Annotated in this window: 14 protein-coding genes; 3 read left to right on the forward strand and 11 right to left on the reverse strand. The window is 68.1% G+C overall.

Going from position 1 to position 14620, the window contains the following annotated elements:
* The first annotated feature begins 92 nt into the window (after nt 1-92).
* Both coaA and ACWD3I_RS13355 read left to right on the forward strand, forming a co-directional pair.
* Nucleotides 93-1061 carry a type I pantothenate kinase gene (coaA, locus tag ACWD3I_RS13350; RefSeq protein ID WP_365392527.1) on the forward strand — a complete coding sequence of 323 codons (969 nt, stop codon included), beginning with the start codon at nt 93-95 and terminating at the stop codon, nt 1059-1061.
* Nucleotides 1062-1099: 38 nt separating this feature from the next.
* Complete coding sequence (locus tag ACWD3I_RS13355; protein ID WP_365392529.1) at nt 1100-2032, forward strand: DUF389 domain-containing protein; 933 nt, start codon at nt 1100-1102, stop codon at nt 2030-2032.
* Nucleotides 2033-2107: 75 nt separating this feature from the next.
* Here the strand turns inward: ACWD3I_RS13355 and glmM are convergent, their stop codons facing one another.
* The 3 genes from glmM to rplM form a co-directional block, all read right to left on the reverse strand.
* Complete coding sequence (glmM, locus tag ACWD3I_RS13360) at nt 2108-3466, reverse strand: phosphoglucosamine mutase (RefSeq protein WP_365392531.1); 1359 nt, start codon at nt 3464-3466, stop codon at nt 2108-2110.
* 179 nt (nt 3467-3645) lie between these two features.
* A complete protein-coding gene (gene rpsI / locus ACWD3I_RS13365; protein ID WP_005481197.1) occupies nt 3646-4173 on the reverse strand; it encodes a 30S ribosomal protein S9 in 528 nt (175 codons plus the stop codon).
* 41 nt (nt 4174-4214) lie between these two features.
* A complete protein-coding gene (gene rplM, locus ACWD3I_RS13370; RefSeq protein ID WP_045559465.1) occupies nt 4215-4658 on the reverse strand; it encodes a 50S ribosomal protein L13 in 444 nt (147 codons plus the stop codon).
* Nucleotides 4659-4919: 261 nt separating this feature from the next.
* On the opposite strand from rplM, the gene ACWD3I_RS13375 reads away from it, so the two are divergent.
* The gene (locus tag ACWD3I_RS13375) at nt 4920-5798 is read left to right on the forward strand and encodes a hypothetical protein (RefSeq protein WP_365392534.1); all 879 of its coding nucleotides are present in this window, start codon (nt 4920-4922) and stop codon (nt 5796-5798) included.
* Between the two features lie 45 nt (nt 5799-5843).
* Here the strand turns inward: ACWD3I_RS13375 and ACWD3I_RS13380 are convergent, their stop codons facing one another.
* The 8 genes from ACWD3I_RS13380 to ACWD3I_RS13415 form a co-directional block, all read right to left on the reverse strand.
* On the reverse strand, nt 5844-6614 hold the full coding sequence (locus ACWD3I_RS13380; RefSeq protein ID WP_365392536.1) for a polyprenol monophosphomannose synthase: 771 nt from the start codon (nt 6612-6614) through the stop codon (nt 5844-5846).
* An 18-nt stretch (nt 6615-6632) separates the two neighbouring features.
* The gene (locus ACWD3I_RS13385; protein ID WP_365392538.1) at nt 6633-7949 is read right to left on the reverse strand and encodes a UDP-glucose dehydrogenase family protein; all 1317 of its coding nucleotides are present in this window, start codon (nt 7947-7949) and stop codon (nt 6633-6635) included.
* Between the two features lie 35 nt (nt 7950-7984).
* Nucleotides 7985-9799 (reverse strand): ArnT family glycosyltransferase, encoded by a 1815-nt coding sequence (locus ACWD3I_RS13390; RefSeq protein WP_365392540.1) that lies wholly within the window; start codon nt 9797-9799, stop codon nt 7985-7987.
* Nucleotides 9799-10812, reverse strand: a complete 1014-nt coding sequence (locus tag ACWD3I_RS13395; RefSeq protein ID WP_365392542.1) for a glycoside hydrolase family 26 protein — start codon at nt 10810-10812, stop codon at nt 9799-9801. Before ACWD3I_RS13395 ends, ACWD3I_RS13390 begins: the two co-directional genes overlap by 1 nt.
* Nucleotides 10812-12227 carry a glycosyltransferase family 2 protein gene (locus tag ACWD3I_RS13400; RefSeq protein WP_365392589.1) on the reverse strand — a complete coding sequence of 472 codons (1416 nt, stop codon included), beginning with the start codon at nt 12225-12227 and terminating at the stop codon, nt 10812-10814. The genes ACWD3I_RS13395 and ACWD3I_RS13400 overlap by 1 nt, the downstream gene beginning before the upstream one ends.
* Before the next feature lie 385 nt (nt 12228-12612).
* Nucleotides 12613-13476, reverse strand: a complete 864-nt coding sequence (truA, locus tag ACWD3I_RS13405; protein WP_365392544.1) for a tRNA pseudouridine(38-40) synthase TruA — start codon at nt 13474-13476, stop codon at nt 12613-12615.
* Nucleotides 13477-13557: 81 nt separating this feature from the next.
* Entirely contained in the window at nt 13558-14067 is a 510-nt protein-coding gene (gene rplQ / locus ACWD3I_RS13410; protein ID WP_266888950.1) for a 50S ribosomal protein L17, read from the reverse strand.
* Nucleotides 14068-14149: 82 nt separating this feature from the next.
* A partial coding sequence (locus ACWD3I_RS13415) for a DNA-directed RNA polymerase subunit alpha C-terminal domain-containing protein (RefSeq protein WP_446585362.1) occupies nt 14150-14620 on the reverse strand: 471 nt, incomplete at its 5' end.

Consider the following 14620-nt stretch of genomic DNA (forward strand, 5'->3'; position numbering starts at 1 on the left):
GCCGCTCTGCGGGGGCGGCCGCGTGACGGACCCCACCCGCCATCGCGTTCAAACTCCGTTAACAATGGACTGTGATCTCTCCGGTCTCCTCGATGCCCCGGAGCGCCCACCGGCACAAGCCGGAGGCGACTCCCTACGTCGACCTCACCCGTGCCGAGTGGAGCGCGCTGCGCCACAAGACGCCGCTGCCGCTCACCGCCGAGGAGGTCGAGAAGCTGCGCGGTCTGGGCGATGTCATCGACCTCGACGAGGTGCGCGACATCTATCTGCCGCTGTCACGGCTGCTCAATCTCTACATCGGTGCCACGGACGGCCTCAGAGGGGCGCTGAACACCTTCCTCGGCGAACAGGGCGCCCAGTCCGGCACCCCCTTCGTCATAGGGGTCGCGGGCTCGGTGGCCGGCGGCAAGTCCACGGTCGCCCGACTCCTGCAGGCCCTGCTCTCCCGCTGGCCCGAGCACCCGCACGTCGAGCGCGTGACGACGGACGGCTTCCTGCTGCCGACCAAGGAGTTGCAGGCTCGCGGTCTGATGTCGAGGAAGGGTTTCCCCGAGTCGTACGACCGACGGGCGCTGACCCGTTTCGTCGCCGACATCAAGGCGGGCAAGGACGAGGTGACGGCCCCCGTCTACTCCCACCTCATCTACGACATCGTCCCCGGCGAGAAGCTCGTCGTGCGCCGCCCGGACATCCTGATCGTCGAGGGCCTCAACGTCCTGCAGCCCGCCCTCCCCGGCAAGGACGGCCGCACCCGCGTCGGCCTCGCCGACTACTTCGACTTCAGTGTGTACATCGACGCCGGCCCCGAGGACGTCGAGCGCTGGTACCTCAACCGCTTCAAGAAGCTGCGCCAGACGGCCTTCCAGAACCCCGACTCCTACTTCCGCAAGTGGACGCAGGTGTCGGAGGAGGAGGCCCTCGACTACGCCCGCACCCAGTGGCGCACCATCAACAAGCCCAACCTGATCGAGAACATCGCCCCCACCCGCGGCCGCGCCACCCTCGTCGTCCGCAAGGGCCCCGACCACAAGGTCCAACGCCTGCGCCTGCGCAAGCTGTGAACTCCCCGGCCGGGCCGGTGGCCTGTTAAAAAGGCGTCATGCTGCATCTGCGCCTGATCACCCCGGCCGAGAAGACCGACGACGTGGTCCGGCTGATCGAGAAGACGGTCGGCACCACACATCTGGTCGTGCTGCCGGGCGCCGCCCGAAACCCCTCCGGGGACGTCGTGATGTGCGACGTCGCCCGCGAGGCCGGCGACGAACTCATCGGCGCACTACGCCGGTTGGACCTCGACAAGACCGGTTCCATCGCCGTCGAGAACATCGACCTGTCACTCTCCGAGCGAGCCGACAAGGCCGAGGACGACGCTCCGGGCGAGGGCGCGGACGCGGTCCTGTGGGAGCACCTGGCGGACGCGACGCACGAGGAGTCGACGCTCTCCATCACCTACATGGCCTTCATCACGCTGGCGACGATGATCGCGGCCTGCGGTGTGTTGCTCGACAACGCGATCCTGATCGTGGGCGCGATGGCGGTGGGCCCGGAGTTCGGCCCATTGGCCGCGTTCAGCACGGCGATCGTCCAACGCCACCGCAAGCTGGCCCTGCGCTCACTGATCGCGCTGCTGGTGGGCTTCGCGGTGGCCATGGCCCTGACGGTGGGCTTCAGTTGGCTCATGGACGCCCTGGGCCTCTTCCACAAGTCCGACCTGGAGGGCGACCGCCCCAACACCGCCTTCGTCTACGCCCCGGACGCCTTCTCGTTCGTGGTGGCGGTCCTGGCCGGCATCGCGGGCACCCTCTCCCTGACCTCGTCGAAATCGGGTGCCCTGGTGGGAGTGGCCATCTCGGTGACGACGGTCCCGGCAGCGGCGAATGCGGCGGTGGCCCTGGCGTACGGCGACATGAACCAGACGGTCGGCTCGACGAACCAGCTCCTGCTGAACCTGCTGGGCATCGTCCTGGCAGGCACAACCACCCTGCTCTTCCAGAAGTGGCTCTGGAAACGCCCCGAGGGGCAACGCGCCTAGGGGCGCGGGGAACTGCGCGACAAGCCACGACGAACCCGCAGCCCGCAGAACCCCCACCCCGAACCCGGCACGCACCTACCCCAGTGCCGACTTCACCGCATCGGCCAACCGCCCGGCCACCGACCGAGCCTGATCGATATCCGCGGCCTCGACCATCACCCGAACCAACGGCTCGGTACCCGACGGCCGCAACAACACCCGCCCGGTGGCCCCGAGTTCCCGCTCCGCCTCGGCAACCGCCGCAGCCAGCTCACCCGAGGTCCCCACCCGCGCCCGATCCACATCCGGCACATTGATGAGCACCTGAGGCAGCCGCTCCATCACCGACGCGAGCTCCCGCAACGACCGCCCGGTGGCCGCGACCCGAGCCGCGAGCATGAGCCCCGTCAGCGTCCCGTCACCGGTCGTGGCGTGATCCAGAATGATGACGTGTCCGGACTGCTCGCCACCGAGCGCGTAGCCGTGCTCCTTCATCGCCTCGAGCACATACCGGTCACCCACCGCCGTCTGGATGAGGCTGATCCCCTCCCGCTCCATCGCCAGCTTGAAGCCGAGGTTCGACATGACAGTCGCGACCACGGTGTCGGCCCGAAGCGCGGAGCGTTCCCGCATCGCCAGCGCGATGACGGCCATGATCTGGTCGCCGTCCACCTCGTCACCGGTGTGGTCCACGGCGAGGCAGCGGTCGGCGTCCCCGTCGTGCGCGATGCCGAAGTCGGCGCCGTGCTCCACGACGGCGGCCTTCAGGAGACCGAGGTGGGTCGAGCCGCATCCGTCGTTGATGTTGAGCCCGTCCGGCGACGCACCGATCGTGATCACTTCGGCCCCGGCCCGCGTGAACGCCTCCGGCGAGACCCGCGCGGCGGCACCGTGCGCCTCGTCGAGGACGATCTTCAGGCCTTCGAGCCGGTTCGGAAGGACGCCGATGAGATGGGCGACGTACTGGTCGAAGCCCTCCAGGTAGTCACGGACGCGCCCCACGCCCGAACCCGTCGGCCGGTCCCAGGGCTCGCCGTGCCGGTGGGACTCGTAGACCGACTCGATCCGCTCCTCCAGCTCGTCGTCGAGCTTGTGCCCGCCGCGGGCGAGGAACTTGATGCCGTTGTCGGGCATGGCGTTGTGGCTGGCGGACAGCATGACGCCGAGATCGGCACCGAGGGCGCCCGTGAGATATGCCACGGCCGGTGTCGGCAGGACACCGACCCGCAGGACGTCGACACCGGCGCTCGCGAGGCCCGCGACCACGGCGGCCTCCAGGAACTCCCCGGACGCGCGCGGATCCCGTCCGACCACCGCCGTCGCCCGGTGGCCCTCGAAGGTACCCGCCTCGGCCAGTACGTGGGCCGCCGCTACCGACAGACCCAGGGCCATCTCGGCCGTCAGATCCGCGTTGGCGACGCCGCGCACGCCGTCCGTGCCGAAGAGTCGTCCCACTTGTCCTCCTGAAAGAGCGCTGCTACTCGGAGATCATCCGATCGCACAAGCCTTAGAACGTCTTGTGCCGTTATACGCCTAAGGCTGTGATAAACGAACGCCCCGGCGGCACTGTGGCGTGCCGCCGGGGCGTTCGGACGTACTGCTGACGTGCGAGTACGAGCTGCAGGCAGCGAAGCTTAACGCTTGCTGTACTGCGGGGCCTTGCGGGCCTTCTTGAGACCGGCCTTCTTGCGCTCGACCGCACGGTCGTCGCGGCGGAGGAAGCCGGCCTTCTTGAGGGCGCCGCGGTTGTTGTCCACGTCGGCCTCGTTCAGCGCGCGGGCCACGCCGAGGCGCAGGGCGCCGGCCTGGCCGGAGACACCGCCACCCGCGATGCGGGCGATGACGTCGTAGCGGCCCTCGAGCTCGAGCACCTTGAAGGGCTCGTTGACTTCCTGCTGGTGCACCTTGTTGGGGAAGTAGTCCTCAAGGGTGCGACCGTTGATCTTCCACTTGCCGGTGCCCGGGACGATCCGGACGCGGGCGATGGCGTTCTTGCGACGGCCCAGGCCGGCGGCCGGCTGCGGGTCGCCGAAGCGGCCGGCGAGCGACTCCGAGGTGTACTCGCCCTCGACGGGGACCTCGGACTCGGTGGTGTAGCTCTCCATGTCGACGAGCTCGGTCTCGGTCTCTTCGACCGGCTGCTCAACGGTGGTCTCGGCCACGGTTCTCCTCAGATCTTTTCTGTTTAGGGGTGTGGCCGGAACTACTGCGCGACCTGGGTGATCTCGAACGGCACCGGCTGCTGGGCAGCGTGGGGGTGCTGGTCGCCCGAGTAGACCTTCAGCTTCGAGAGCATCTGACGGCCCAGGGTGTTCTTGGGGATCATGCCCTTGATGGCCTTCTCGACGGCCTTCTCGGGGTTCTTCGCCAGCAGCTCGTCGTAACGGACGGAGCGCAGACCACCCGGGTACCCGGAGTGGCGGTACGCCAGCTTCTGGGTCTTCTTGTTGCCGGACAGGTGAACCTTGTCGGCGTTGATGATGATGACGAAGTCGCCCATGTCCATGTGCGGGGCATAGGTCGGCTTGTGCTTGCCACGGAGGAGGTTCGCGGCAGTGGTAGCCAGACGGCCCAGGACGATGTCCTGAGCGTCAATGACGTGCCACTGGCGAGTCACATCGCCGGGCTTGGGGCTGTACGTACGCACTTCGCAGCCTTCTTCTTCAGTGGATGGGTGCTGACACATGGCATCACTGAAGCGATCGTGCAGCTGGGGACGACAGTGCCGGGAACGCTGCCCGTATGCCGCCCACTGGTAACTGCTCCAGGGAACCTACGTAAGGGCCTCTCGCCTGAGAGCGACCAAGCCAATACGCATAACAATCGGCAAGAGTACTCGCGCTGCCCCGGACGGGTCAAAACGAGTACGCGCATCGTCCCCTCCCGCCCCCCGTCTAAGATGCGCCCCATGAGCTTTGGGCAGCAGGGGGGACCCCCGTCCCAGTGGGATCCCTGGAAACCGAATTCCCAGCAGCCGTGGACCGGCAGCGGCGACGGCCCGACCCCGGACTGGGCCGCGCTCGCCGAGGCGTCGGAGACCCGTAACAAACGCCGCAGGCTGCTTTTCATCGGCGGTGGCGCCCTCGCCACCGTGGCGATAGGCACCGCCGTGGCCGTGGCCGTGGTGTCGGCGAACGGGGACAGTGAGGCGTCCACCGCCTCCTCGCTGCCCGCGACCGCGGACATCCCGAGCCAGTCCGCCACGGCCCCGTCCTTCGCGCCGACCAGCGCCCCGCCGCCGCTGGATCCGAAGGAGTTCGTCTCCAGCAAGACCAAGGACACCGCCCCGATCGGCGCGGACATCCTCTTCCCGGGCACGCAGCTGACCATGGGCGAGACGGTCTACAAGAAGGGCCCGACGGCCGACACCAAGAACTGCGCCTCGGTCGCCCAGGGCACCCTGCCGAAGATCTTCAAGGCCAACGACTGCACGCGCCTGATGCGGGTGACGTACGTCAAGGACGGCGTCGCGGTGACGGTCGGCGTGGCCGTCTTCGACACCGAGGCACAGGCGACCAAGGTCAAGACCCAGGCCGACGACAAGAGCGTCGTACGGTCCCTGGCCGGCAGCGGTGTGAAGTCCTTCTGCGACTCCGCGATCTGCCGTACGACGACCAACTCCTACGGCCGCTACGCCTACTTCACGACCGCCGGCTTCACCAACGGCAAGAACGTCACGGAGAAGAGCACGCAGGTCTTCTCCACCGGCGACGACCTGGCCGAGTTCACCTTCCGCCAGATCCGCCGCCGCGGCGAGGCCCAGGCGTCGGCCGCCGCCGACGAGTAGGAAGCGGGTCGATCCGCCGGCCCCCGGGGGCCGGCGGATCCCGGTTCAGCTCCGCCGGTTGCGCATGCGCAGCCGCAGCGGCACCAGCGCCGACTCGATCTGCGTCGAGAGGTTCATCTTGGAGACGCCTTCGGTGCGCTCCTCGAAGCGGATCGGGATCTCGACGGCACTGTGCCCGGCCCGGACGGCCTTGAACTTCAGCTCGACCTGGAAGCTGTAGCCGGCGCTGTCCAGGGTCGCGAGATCCACGTCACGCAGCGTGGCGGCCGACCACAGGTTGAAGCCGGCCGTGATGTCCCGGATCTTCGTGCCGAGCACGGTCCGGGCGTAGCGGTTGGCGAAGCGGGACAGCAGGACGCGGTGCCTGCCCCACTCCTCGTCCAGCGAGCCGCCCTCGACGTACCGGCTGCCGACGACCAGGCCGACACCGGAGGCCACGGCCGTGCCGAGCATCCGCGGCACCGCCTCGACGGGGTGGCTGCCGTCGGCGTCCATCTGAATGACGTACTCGGCGCCCTCGGCGAGCGCGGCACTCATGCCCGCGACGTACGCGCGCCCGAGGCCGTCCTTCTCGGTGCGGTGCAGCACGCTCATCCGGCGGCGCCCGGCGGCCTGGTCCGAGTTGTACTTCTCCGCAAGCTCCTCGGCGATCCGCCCCGTCCCATCGGGGCTGGAGTCGTCGACGATCTTCAGATGCAGCCCCTCGATCGGCAGACCGAGGACCAGCTCGGCCATCCTGGGCAGGTTCGCCGCCTCGTTGTACGTCGGCATCACGATGGTGACCGGTACGCCGGCGTGTCTGTCGTTGGCCGTCATGTCTTTCCGTTCCCTCCCCTAGAGGCCCTGAAGGGGCCTCTCCTCAACCGGCGCGGGCCTGCCCAGCGCGCGGAAGTGCCAGCCCGCCGCGGACCAGCGGTCCCCGTCGAGCGCCCCCCGGCCGTCCACGATCAGCGGACGGGCCACCAGCGACGCGGCCCGCACCGGGTCGATCTCCCGGAACTGCGGCCACTCGGTCAGATGCAGCACGAGGTCGGCTCCCCTGAGCGCCTCCTCGGCCGACATCGCGTATCCGAGGAGCGGGAACGCCTTGCGGGCGTTGTCCAGCGCCTCGGGGTCGTAGACCGTGACGTCGGCGCCGTCCAGGCGCAGACGGGCGGCCACGTTGAGCGCGGGCGAGTCCCGGATGTCGTCCGAGTCCGGCTTGAACGCCGCGCCCAGTACGGCGATACGGGCCCCCAGCACCGCACCTCCGCACAGCTCCCGCGCCAGCTCGACAACCTTGTCGCGGCGGCGCATGTTGATCGCGTCCACCTCGCGCAGGAACGCCAGCGAGACCCCCAGCTCGTCGGCGCGGTGCGCGAAGGCGCGGATGTCCTTGGGCAGACAGCCGCCGCCGAAGCCGACGCCGGCCCGCAGGAACTTCTTCCCGATCCGGTCGTCGTGGCCGATCGCCTCGGCGAGGACGCCGACGTCGCCGCCCGCCGCCTCGCAGAGCTCGGCCATCGCGTTGATGAAGGAGATCTTGGTGGCGAGGAAGGCGTTGGCGGCCGTCTTGACCAGTTCGGCGGTCGGGAAGTCGGCGGTGACCAGCGGGGTGCCGGCCTCCAGCACGGGCTCGTACACCTTGCGGAGGATCGTTTCCGCATGTGCGGATCGGACACCGATGACCAGCCGGTCGGGCCGCAGCGTGTCCTCGACGGCGAAGCCCTCCCGCAGGAACTCCGGGTTCCAGGCGACCTCGACGCCCAGCGTCCCGGCGAGCCGCTCCGCCGTGCCCACCGGCACGGTCGACTTGCCGACCAGTAGCGAGTCCTCGGCCGCGTGCTCGGCGATCGCCGCGAAAGCAGCGTCGACGTAGGTGAGGTCGGCGCCCTCGGAGCCCTTGCGCTGCGGGGTGCCGACACACACGAAGTGCACCTCGCCGAAGGCCCCGGCCTCCGTGTAGTCGGTGGTGAACCTCAGTCGCCCGGTCGCCGTGTGCTTCCGGATCAGCTCGGGCAGCCCGGGCTCGTGGAACGGCACCTGGCCGGCCCGCAGCGCGGCGATCTTGTCCGGGTCGACGTCGACACCGACGACCTCATGACCGAGCTCCGCCATGCAGGCGGCGTGGGTGGCACCGAGATAGCCGGTGCCGATGACAGTGAGCCGCATGAGTACGGCCTTTCTACCTCGGAGCGGAGGTGTGCTCAGGAGGTCTTGATCCAGATGCGGTACTCGCTCGTGCCGTTCGCGTTGCGGAACGGGATCTCGGCCAGCAGCCGGTAGTGCGAGTTGCCCTTGACCGCGGCGGCGATGATGTCGTCCACCCGCGGATTGGTGAGCCCGTCGAGGACGATCAGGTCGAAGTCGCCGTCCTTGACCGCCGCCTTGTAGGCGCCGTCGCCGCTGTAGTACTTGCCCTTCGCGTCCTTGTACTCCATGCCGAAAAGGCTGTGCCACTGGTTGTGGCCGGACTTGTCGTACAGGTAGTAGACGGGCACTTCGGGCGTGGAGGCGAGGTAGTTGCCCTTGCGGTCCACATGGGACTCGATGGCGCTGATCATCTTCGAGGAGTTGGGCCAGACGTCGAAGCGCCAGTCGGCCTGCTGGATGCCCAGGCACAGCATCGCCGTCCAGAGCATGATGCCGAGCTGGGGATAGCGGAAGTGCGCACCCACCAGCCGGGTCACCCCCACACCGGCCATCGGCGCGGCGAAGAGCAGACCGAAGCCGACGTGCTTGAACAGCGAGACCACGGTCCCCAGATGGACCTGGTACGCCGGTGCCAGCACGGCCGTGCCGCACAGCAGCAGACCGAGCAGGGCCCGCCAGCGCCAGCCGGGGTTGCCCAGCCGCAGGGCCAGCGGCGACTCGTTCATCCGGCTGCGCCGCACGTACGAGATCGCGCCGCCGACGGCGGCCAGGAACATCAGCCCGCCCCACTTGGCGGACTGCTCCAGCAGGAACTCGGTGGTGTCGGTGCCATGGGCACGGTTGGTGGTGGTCTGCCGCACACCGTCCATCAGGTCGGTGGTGTACATGCCGACGGCGACCAGGCCGCCGATGCCGAGCGCGAGCAGCACCATCCGCGCGAACGCCTTACGGCCCTTGTGGGGCCACGCCGTGAGCAGCGCGAGCACGATGATCGTCGGCAGATACAGCGCGGACGCGTACTTCACCCCGACCGCCAGGACCGCGACGGGCGCGGCCAGCAGCACGGCGAAGACGGGCGCCCGGTCGGTGCGGACGACGATCCAGGTGGTCAGGGCCAGCAGGAACACCGCGGCCGCGTCGTACGTGGCGAAGTAGCCCATGACGACGGTCGACTGGAGCACCGCGTAGAGGGCGGTGCCGGCCAGCGCGGCCCGTTCGTTGAACAGCCGCCGGGTGAACGAGTACAGCAACCCGGTGGTGCAGAGCATGAAGAGCAGGCTCAGACAACGTGCCCCGGCCAGCCCGAACTTGGCGTCCACCATCGCGGCGAGCACCGGGTACAGCTGCGGGGAGCCGGAGAAGTACGCGGCGTAGTCGCGTGGCAGATCGGTGCCGTTGAGGAGGTGGTCCAGCTCGGCGTGGCCGGCCGCCAGGTACAGCGCCTCGTCCTGGAACGCGGTGTTGGCCAGCCGCAGCGACAGCGCCGCCTGGACGAGCATGATGCACAGCAGCACGGCCCGGCTGACCCAGGCCCGCCGCCGGCTCGTGGCCATGTCCCAGCCGGCTTCCGGCGTCTCGGGGATGTGGTAATCGGGCTCCTCGTCCGCGTCCGGCACCTGCTGGTACTGCACGGTGCGCAGGGCGTACGTCGGCTGGTCGTCGTAACCGCTCTGCGGCTGCTCCGGAATGCCGGCCGAGTACGGCTGCTGCTGTTGTGGCTGCTGCTGGGGGTACTGCTGGGCGTCGTACCCGTACCCCTGCTGCTGGGACTGCTGCTGCGGCCGGCCGTTGGAGTTGAACCAGCTGCCGTCGTCGTCGGCGTACGGATCGTAGGGCTGCGGCGTGTAGTGATCGTGTCGGGAGGTCATCACGGCTTCCGTACGTCGAAGCCGAAACGGTCGTCCGCGGCCAGCTGCTTGAACTCCTGCAGGGCCAGCGGGCTCGCCTCCAACCGCCAGTCGGCACGCTTCTTGTGGTTGAACCAGATGAAGCCGAGCATGTCGTCGTCGGCCTCCACACCCGCGAACAGGTTGCGGATGTCGGCCCGTCGTCGCTCACCCGCCATGGCCGCGGTCTCCAGGAGGAGCATCGGCTTCTTGGTGAAGGTGCGGATCTGGTCGATGGTGGGACCGAAGACGCTGTCGAAGGCGTTGTCGTCGTCGATCGTCCAGTAGCCGATCAGCCCGACCCAGTCGACGTAGGCGTCGCCCGGGTAGTACGGCTTCAACTTCACGCTCTTGACCGGATTGACGATGTTCGGCGACCAGGCCCAGATCACGTTCGAGGCGCCGGCGTCGATGAACATGTCGTGGATGTGCCGCCAGGCGGCCACGTAGTCCTCGGGGGTCGCGTACTTCGTGCCCCACTTCTCCCAGTGACCGTTGAACTCGTCGGCGAAGTCGATCACGACGGGGAGATTCAGCTTGCGCACGGCCGTGGCGTACTTCTTGATGTACGCGTCCGACTTGCCGTCCGCGATGTCCGCGATGCTGGTGTCGAAGGGCTCCCAGGACATCAGCGTCAGGGCGCCCTCCTTCCATGCCTTGCGCACACCACTGGCGTCGAAGCCGTCCCCGAAGGCGGCGTAGTACTCGATGAGGTTCGGCTGCTTGCCGGTCATCGTCGTGTAGGCGTCGACGGCCTTCATGGAGTTGGGAGCGCCGTCGAGGGCGGCACCGTAGTACTTCTTCTCCGGCTTCAGCAGCGGGGTGACGTCGTAGGGAACGTCCGACTCCGCGCTCTGCGACGGATCGCCACCCCCCTCGGCCTGTCCGGCCGGTGAGCCGTTGTTCGAGTCGTCGAGCACAGAGCAGCCGCTGAGGGCCAGCGCGGTGAGCAGGACGGCGGTCAGTGCGGTGCGCGTGCGGGTGCGGAGCTGCATCAGACGGCCTCCTTCTCGCGCGGCTGGACCAGCACGCGGGCCACGACGAGGGCGTAGAAGAGTCCGGAGGACAGGATGAGGGCGAAGTTCGGGGCGTCCATGGTGAACGTCCGGTACGCGGCGCCGACCACCCAGATCAGGGCGGTGCCGCCGCTCCAGACCCACATGCCGATCCAGAAGCGGCGGGTCTTGTTCTTCTTGGCTCCGGAGGATCCGGTGGGCTGCCAGCCCATACGGTTCTTGCGCAGGATGTCCCAGATGGCGAAGACGTGCGCCCAGCCGTACATCATGCGGGCGGCCCAGGCCTCCAGCCGGTAGGGCGCCTTGTGCCACATCGGGAAGACGATCGTGGTGTAGATGATGCTGGGCGCCACCATGAGCAGATGCTCGACCTGGAGCTTGTCCGGCATCATCACCAGCAGCACGATGGGGATGACCGGCGCCGCGAAGGTGAACAGCGCCGTGTGGATGTAGTAGAAGAACCCGGACATGTAGCACAGCCGGCTGGAGAGCTTGATCTTGCGCTCCCGGAACTTCTTGCTGCCGAGCAGGCTCATCGATCCGGAGCACCAGCGGTACTGCTGGTTGAAGAAGGCGCCGGCGGTGTCCGGGCACACTCCGGTGGAGACGGCGACCGGCACATACCGCAGGTCCCAGCCCAGGCCCCGCAGGTCGAAGCCGGTGTGCACGTCCTCGGAGTGCTCGATCAGCGTCGTACCGCCGTTGGTCTCCAGCGCGGCACGCCGGTACACGGCACAGGAGCCGACGCAGATCGCGCCGTCACTGCCCTGCCGGGAGACCTGCACGGACCGGTAGAACAGCTCCTGCACGGCGCCCGCGCCGCGCTCGATCCAGTTCTGCGAGTCCAGCACCCGGAAGTACTGCGGGGACTGGACGATGCCGATGCCCGCGTCGGACTCCATGTACGGCAGCAGCTCTTGGAGCAGGTCGGCGCGCGGGGTGAAGTCGGCGTCCAGGATGAGGATGTACTTGCCGTCGGACTGCCCGAACCCGAAGTGCAGGTTGCCGGCCTTCTTGAACCAGCCGCGGTTCTCGCGGGTGCCGTAGCGGAACCCGAAGTCCCGGGCCATCGCCTCCAGCTGCGGGTCGGCACCGTCGTCGAGGACGAACGGGACGCAGACGCCCGGGTAGTGGTCGGCCATGTCCCGGACATGCCGCCAGGTGTTGTGCAGCACCTCGATGGGCTCACCGCACACCGGCAGGAACACGTCGACCGTGGGATAGACCTCGGGCCGCCAGTTGTGGACCAGCCGTTTGTGGTACGCGATGTCGAAGTCCCTGGTGAAACCATTCACCCGGAGCGATATCAGGTAGTAGATGACCGTGAAGACCAGCAGCGGTGTGTAGATCCACAGCACCGGCGTGGACTTCGCCAGCTCGAACTGGCTCACCACCAGGCAGCAGAAGCTGATCAGCGAACTGATCGTCAGAATCCACAGGTTCCGCCGGGCGTAGGAGTACTTCTCCTTGTCCGTCGGCGGCAGCGGCAGCAGCCCCAGTGGAGCGCTCCCACTTCGCCCAGCCCTACGCCGTCCACTGTTCTGGCGCGCGTTGCGACGTCCCCCGGTCCGTACAGGACCCACTGAACTCATGAAAAGAGAAACCACCCATGGGCCCCACCGGCCCGTCGACCCCCACCCGTGCTCGGCCGCCCCAATCGAACCAATGGCCGAGCTGCGAAAGATTAACCGAAGTTATGTAGATGACGTAAGAGTCGGAAGGAGGCTTACGCCGGGTAAGATGCGACATGTCCGCTATCTGCGGCGAAATGAGCGGTAACTAACAGGTTTCACAACCGGACGACCCGGGCAGCGAGCGCCGATTCCGCGCCTCCTTGCTCCGCGCGGCCAGCAACTCGTCGGCCGGATAGCCGACTTCCTCGAGCGTCAGCCCGTGCGGCCGTACGACATGCACGGCGGAGTCCCTGACCCCCGCGGCCAGCACCTTCCCCGGCCACTCCGGCCCCCGGTGCCCGTCCCCCACGAACAGCAGCGCCCCGATCAGCGAGCGCACCATGTTGTGGCAGAAGGCATCGGCCCGGACCGTGGCGGTGATGATCCCGTCCTCACCTCGCACCAGGCTCAGCTCCTGGAGCGTTCGAATGGTGGTCGCGCCCTCCCGCTTCTTGCAGTAGGCGGCGAAGTCGTGCTCCCCGAGGAGCCGCCCGGCGGCCTCGTTCATCGCGTCGACGTCGAGCGGCCAGTCGTGCCACAGGACATGACTCCGCAGCAGCGGGTCCACACCCCCGGGGTTGTCGGTGACGCGATAGGCGTACCGCCGCCAGACAGCGGAGAACCGGGCGTTGAAACCGCTGGGCGCCTCACGAAGAGCCCACACCCGTACGTCCTTCGACAGCCGCCCGGCGAGCCGCTTCAGCAACTTCTCGTGATGCTCGCCCCAGACCTCCCGAGGCAGATCGACATGCACGACCTGCCCCCGCGCATGCACCCCGGCGTCGGTCCGCCCGGCCACGGTCAACTCGTACGTGTCCCGGGACCGGGTCACCGTACGCAGCGCGTCCTCGACCTCCCCCTGCACGGTCCGCCGCCCCCCGGCCTGCTTGGCCCACCCGGAGAACTCGCTCCCGTCGTACGACAGATCCATCCGCACCCGCACGAACCCGGGCTCTACTTCGTCACTCACACAGAGATCCTCTCAGGAACACGAAAGCGGGCCCGCTCCTGAAAAAGGAACGGACCCGCTCTGTCAACGCGAGGCGGAGCCTCAGGCGTCCTTGGACTCCTCGGCAACGTCCTCGGCCTCGTCGGCCTTGGTCACGTCGACCTTGGTCTCCTCGGCAACCGGAGCAGCCTCGGCGTCCTTCGCGGCACGCTTGGTGGCGGCCTCGGCCTCACCCGTCGCCTGCTGCGCAACCGTCAGCGCCTCGACCAGCTCGATGACAGCCATGGGCGCGTTGTCGCCACGACGGTTACCGATCTTGGTGATACGGGTGTAACCACCGGGACGGTTCTCGTACCGCGGGCCGATCTCGGTGAAGAGCGTGTGGACGATGCCCTTGTCCGTGATGACCTGGAGCACCTGGCGGCGGTTGTGAAGGTCGCCCTTCTTCGCCTTGGTCACCAGACGCTCGGCGTACGGACGCAGCTTGCGCGCCTTCGCCTCGGTGGTGGTGATACGGCCGTGCTCGAACAGCGCCTTCGCAAGGTTCGCGAGGAGGAGCTTCTCGTGCGCGGCGCTGCCGCCCAGACGGGCACCCTTGGTGGGCTTCGGCATTTCTTTCTCCTTGGTCTGCCCCGGCCGTATCAGGTACCGGAGTCAGGAACCCGATGAGCGGATGCTCACCGGCAACGACCGATCAGTACTGCTCGGTCTCCACAAAACCCGCGTCCGCGTCGTCGTCGGCACCGAAGGCGTCGGCGGCGGCGGTCGGGTCGAATCCGGGCGGGCTGTCCTTGAGGGCCAGGCCCATGCCGGCCAGCTTCGCCTTGACCTCGTCGATGGACTTCGCACCGAAGTTGCGAATGTCGAGGAGGTCGGCCTCGGAGCGGGCGACGAGCTCACCCACGGAGTGGATGCCCTCACGCTTGAGGCAGTTGTACGACCGAACGGTGAGCTCCAGCTCCTCGATCGGCAGCGCCAGATCAGCGGCCAGGGCGGCGTCCGTGGGGGACGGGCCCATGTCGATGCCCTCGGCGTCGATGTTCAGCTCGCGGGCGAGACCGAACAGCTCGACCAGCGTCTTACCGGCGGAGGCCATGGCGTCACGCGGACGCATCGCCTGCTTGGTCTCGACATCGACGATCAGCTTGTCGAAGTCGGTCCGCTG

The organism is Streptomyces sp. NPDC002817 (assembly GCF_053592055.1).

Coding starts and splice junctions, on each gene's coding strand:
- ACWD3I_RS13390 (WP_365392540.1), bottom strand. CDS start 9,799: ATGACCTCCCGACACGATCACTACACGCCGCAGCCCTACGATCCGTAC.
- ACWD3I_RS13380 (WP_365392536.1), bottom strand. CDS start 6,614: ATGACGGCCAACGACAGACACGCCGGCGTACCGGTCACCATCGTGATG.
- rplQ (WP_266888950.1), bottom strand. CDS start 14,067: ATGCCGAAGCCCACCAAGGGTGCCCGTCTGGGCGGCAGCGCCGCGCAC.
- ACWD3I_RS13395 (WP_365392542.1), bottom strand. CDS start 10,812: ATGCAGCTCCGCACCCGCACGCGCACCGCACTGACCGCCGTCCTGCTC.
- ACWD3I_RS13375 (WP_365392534.1), top strand. CDS start 4,920: ATGAGCTTTGGGCAGCAGGGGGGACCCCCGTCCCAGTGGGATCCCTGG.
- ACWD3I_RS13385 (WP_365392538.1), bottom strand. CDS start 7,949: ATGCGGCTCACTGTCATCGGCACCGGCTATCTCGGTGCCACCCACGCC.
- coaA (WP_365392527.1), top strand. CDS start 93: ATGCCCCGGAGCGCCCACCGGCACAAGCCGGAGGCGACTCCCTACGTC.
- ACWD3I_RS13355 (WP_365392529.1), top strand. CDS start 1,100: ATGCTGCATCTGCGCCTGATCACCCCGGCCGAGAAGACCGACGACGTG.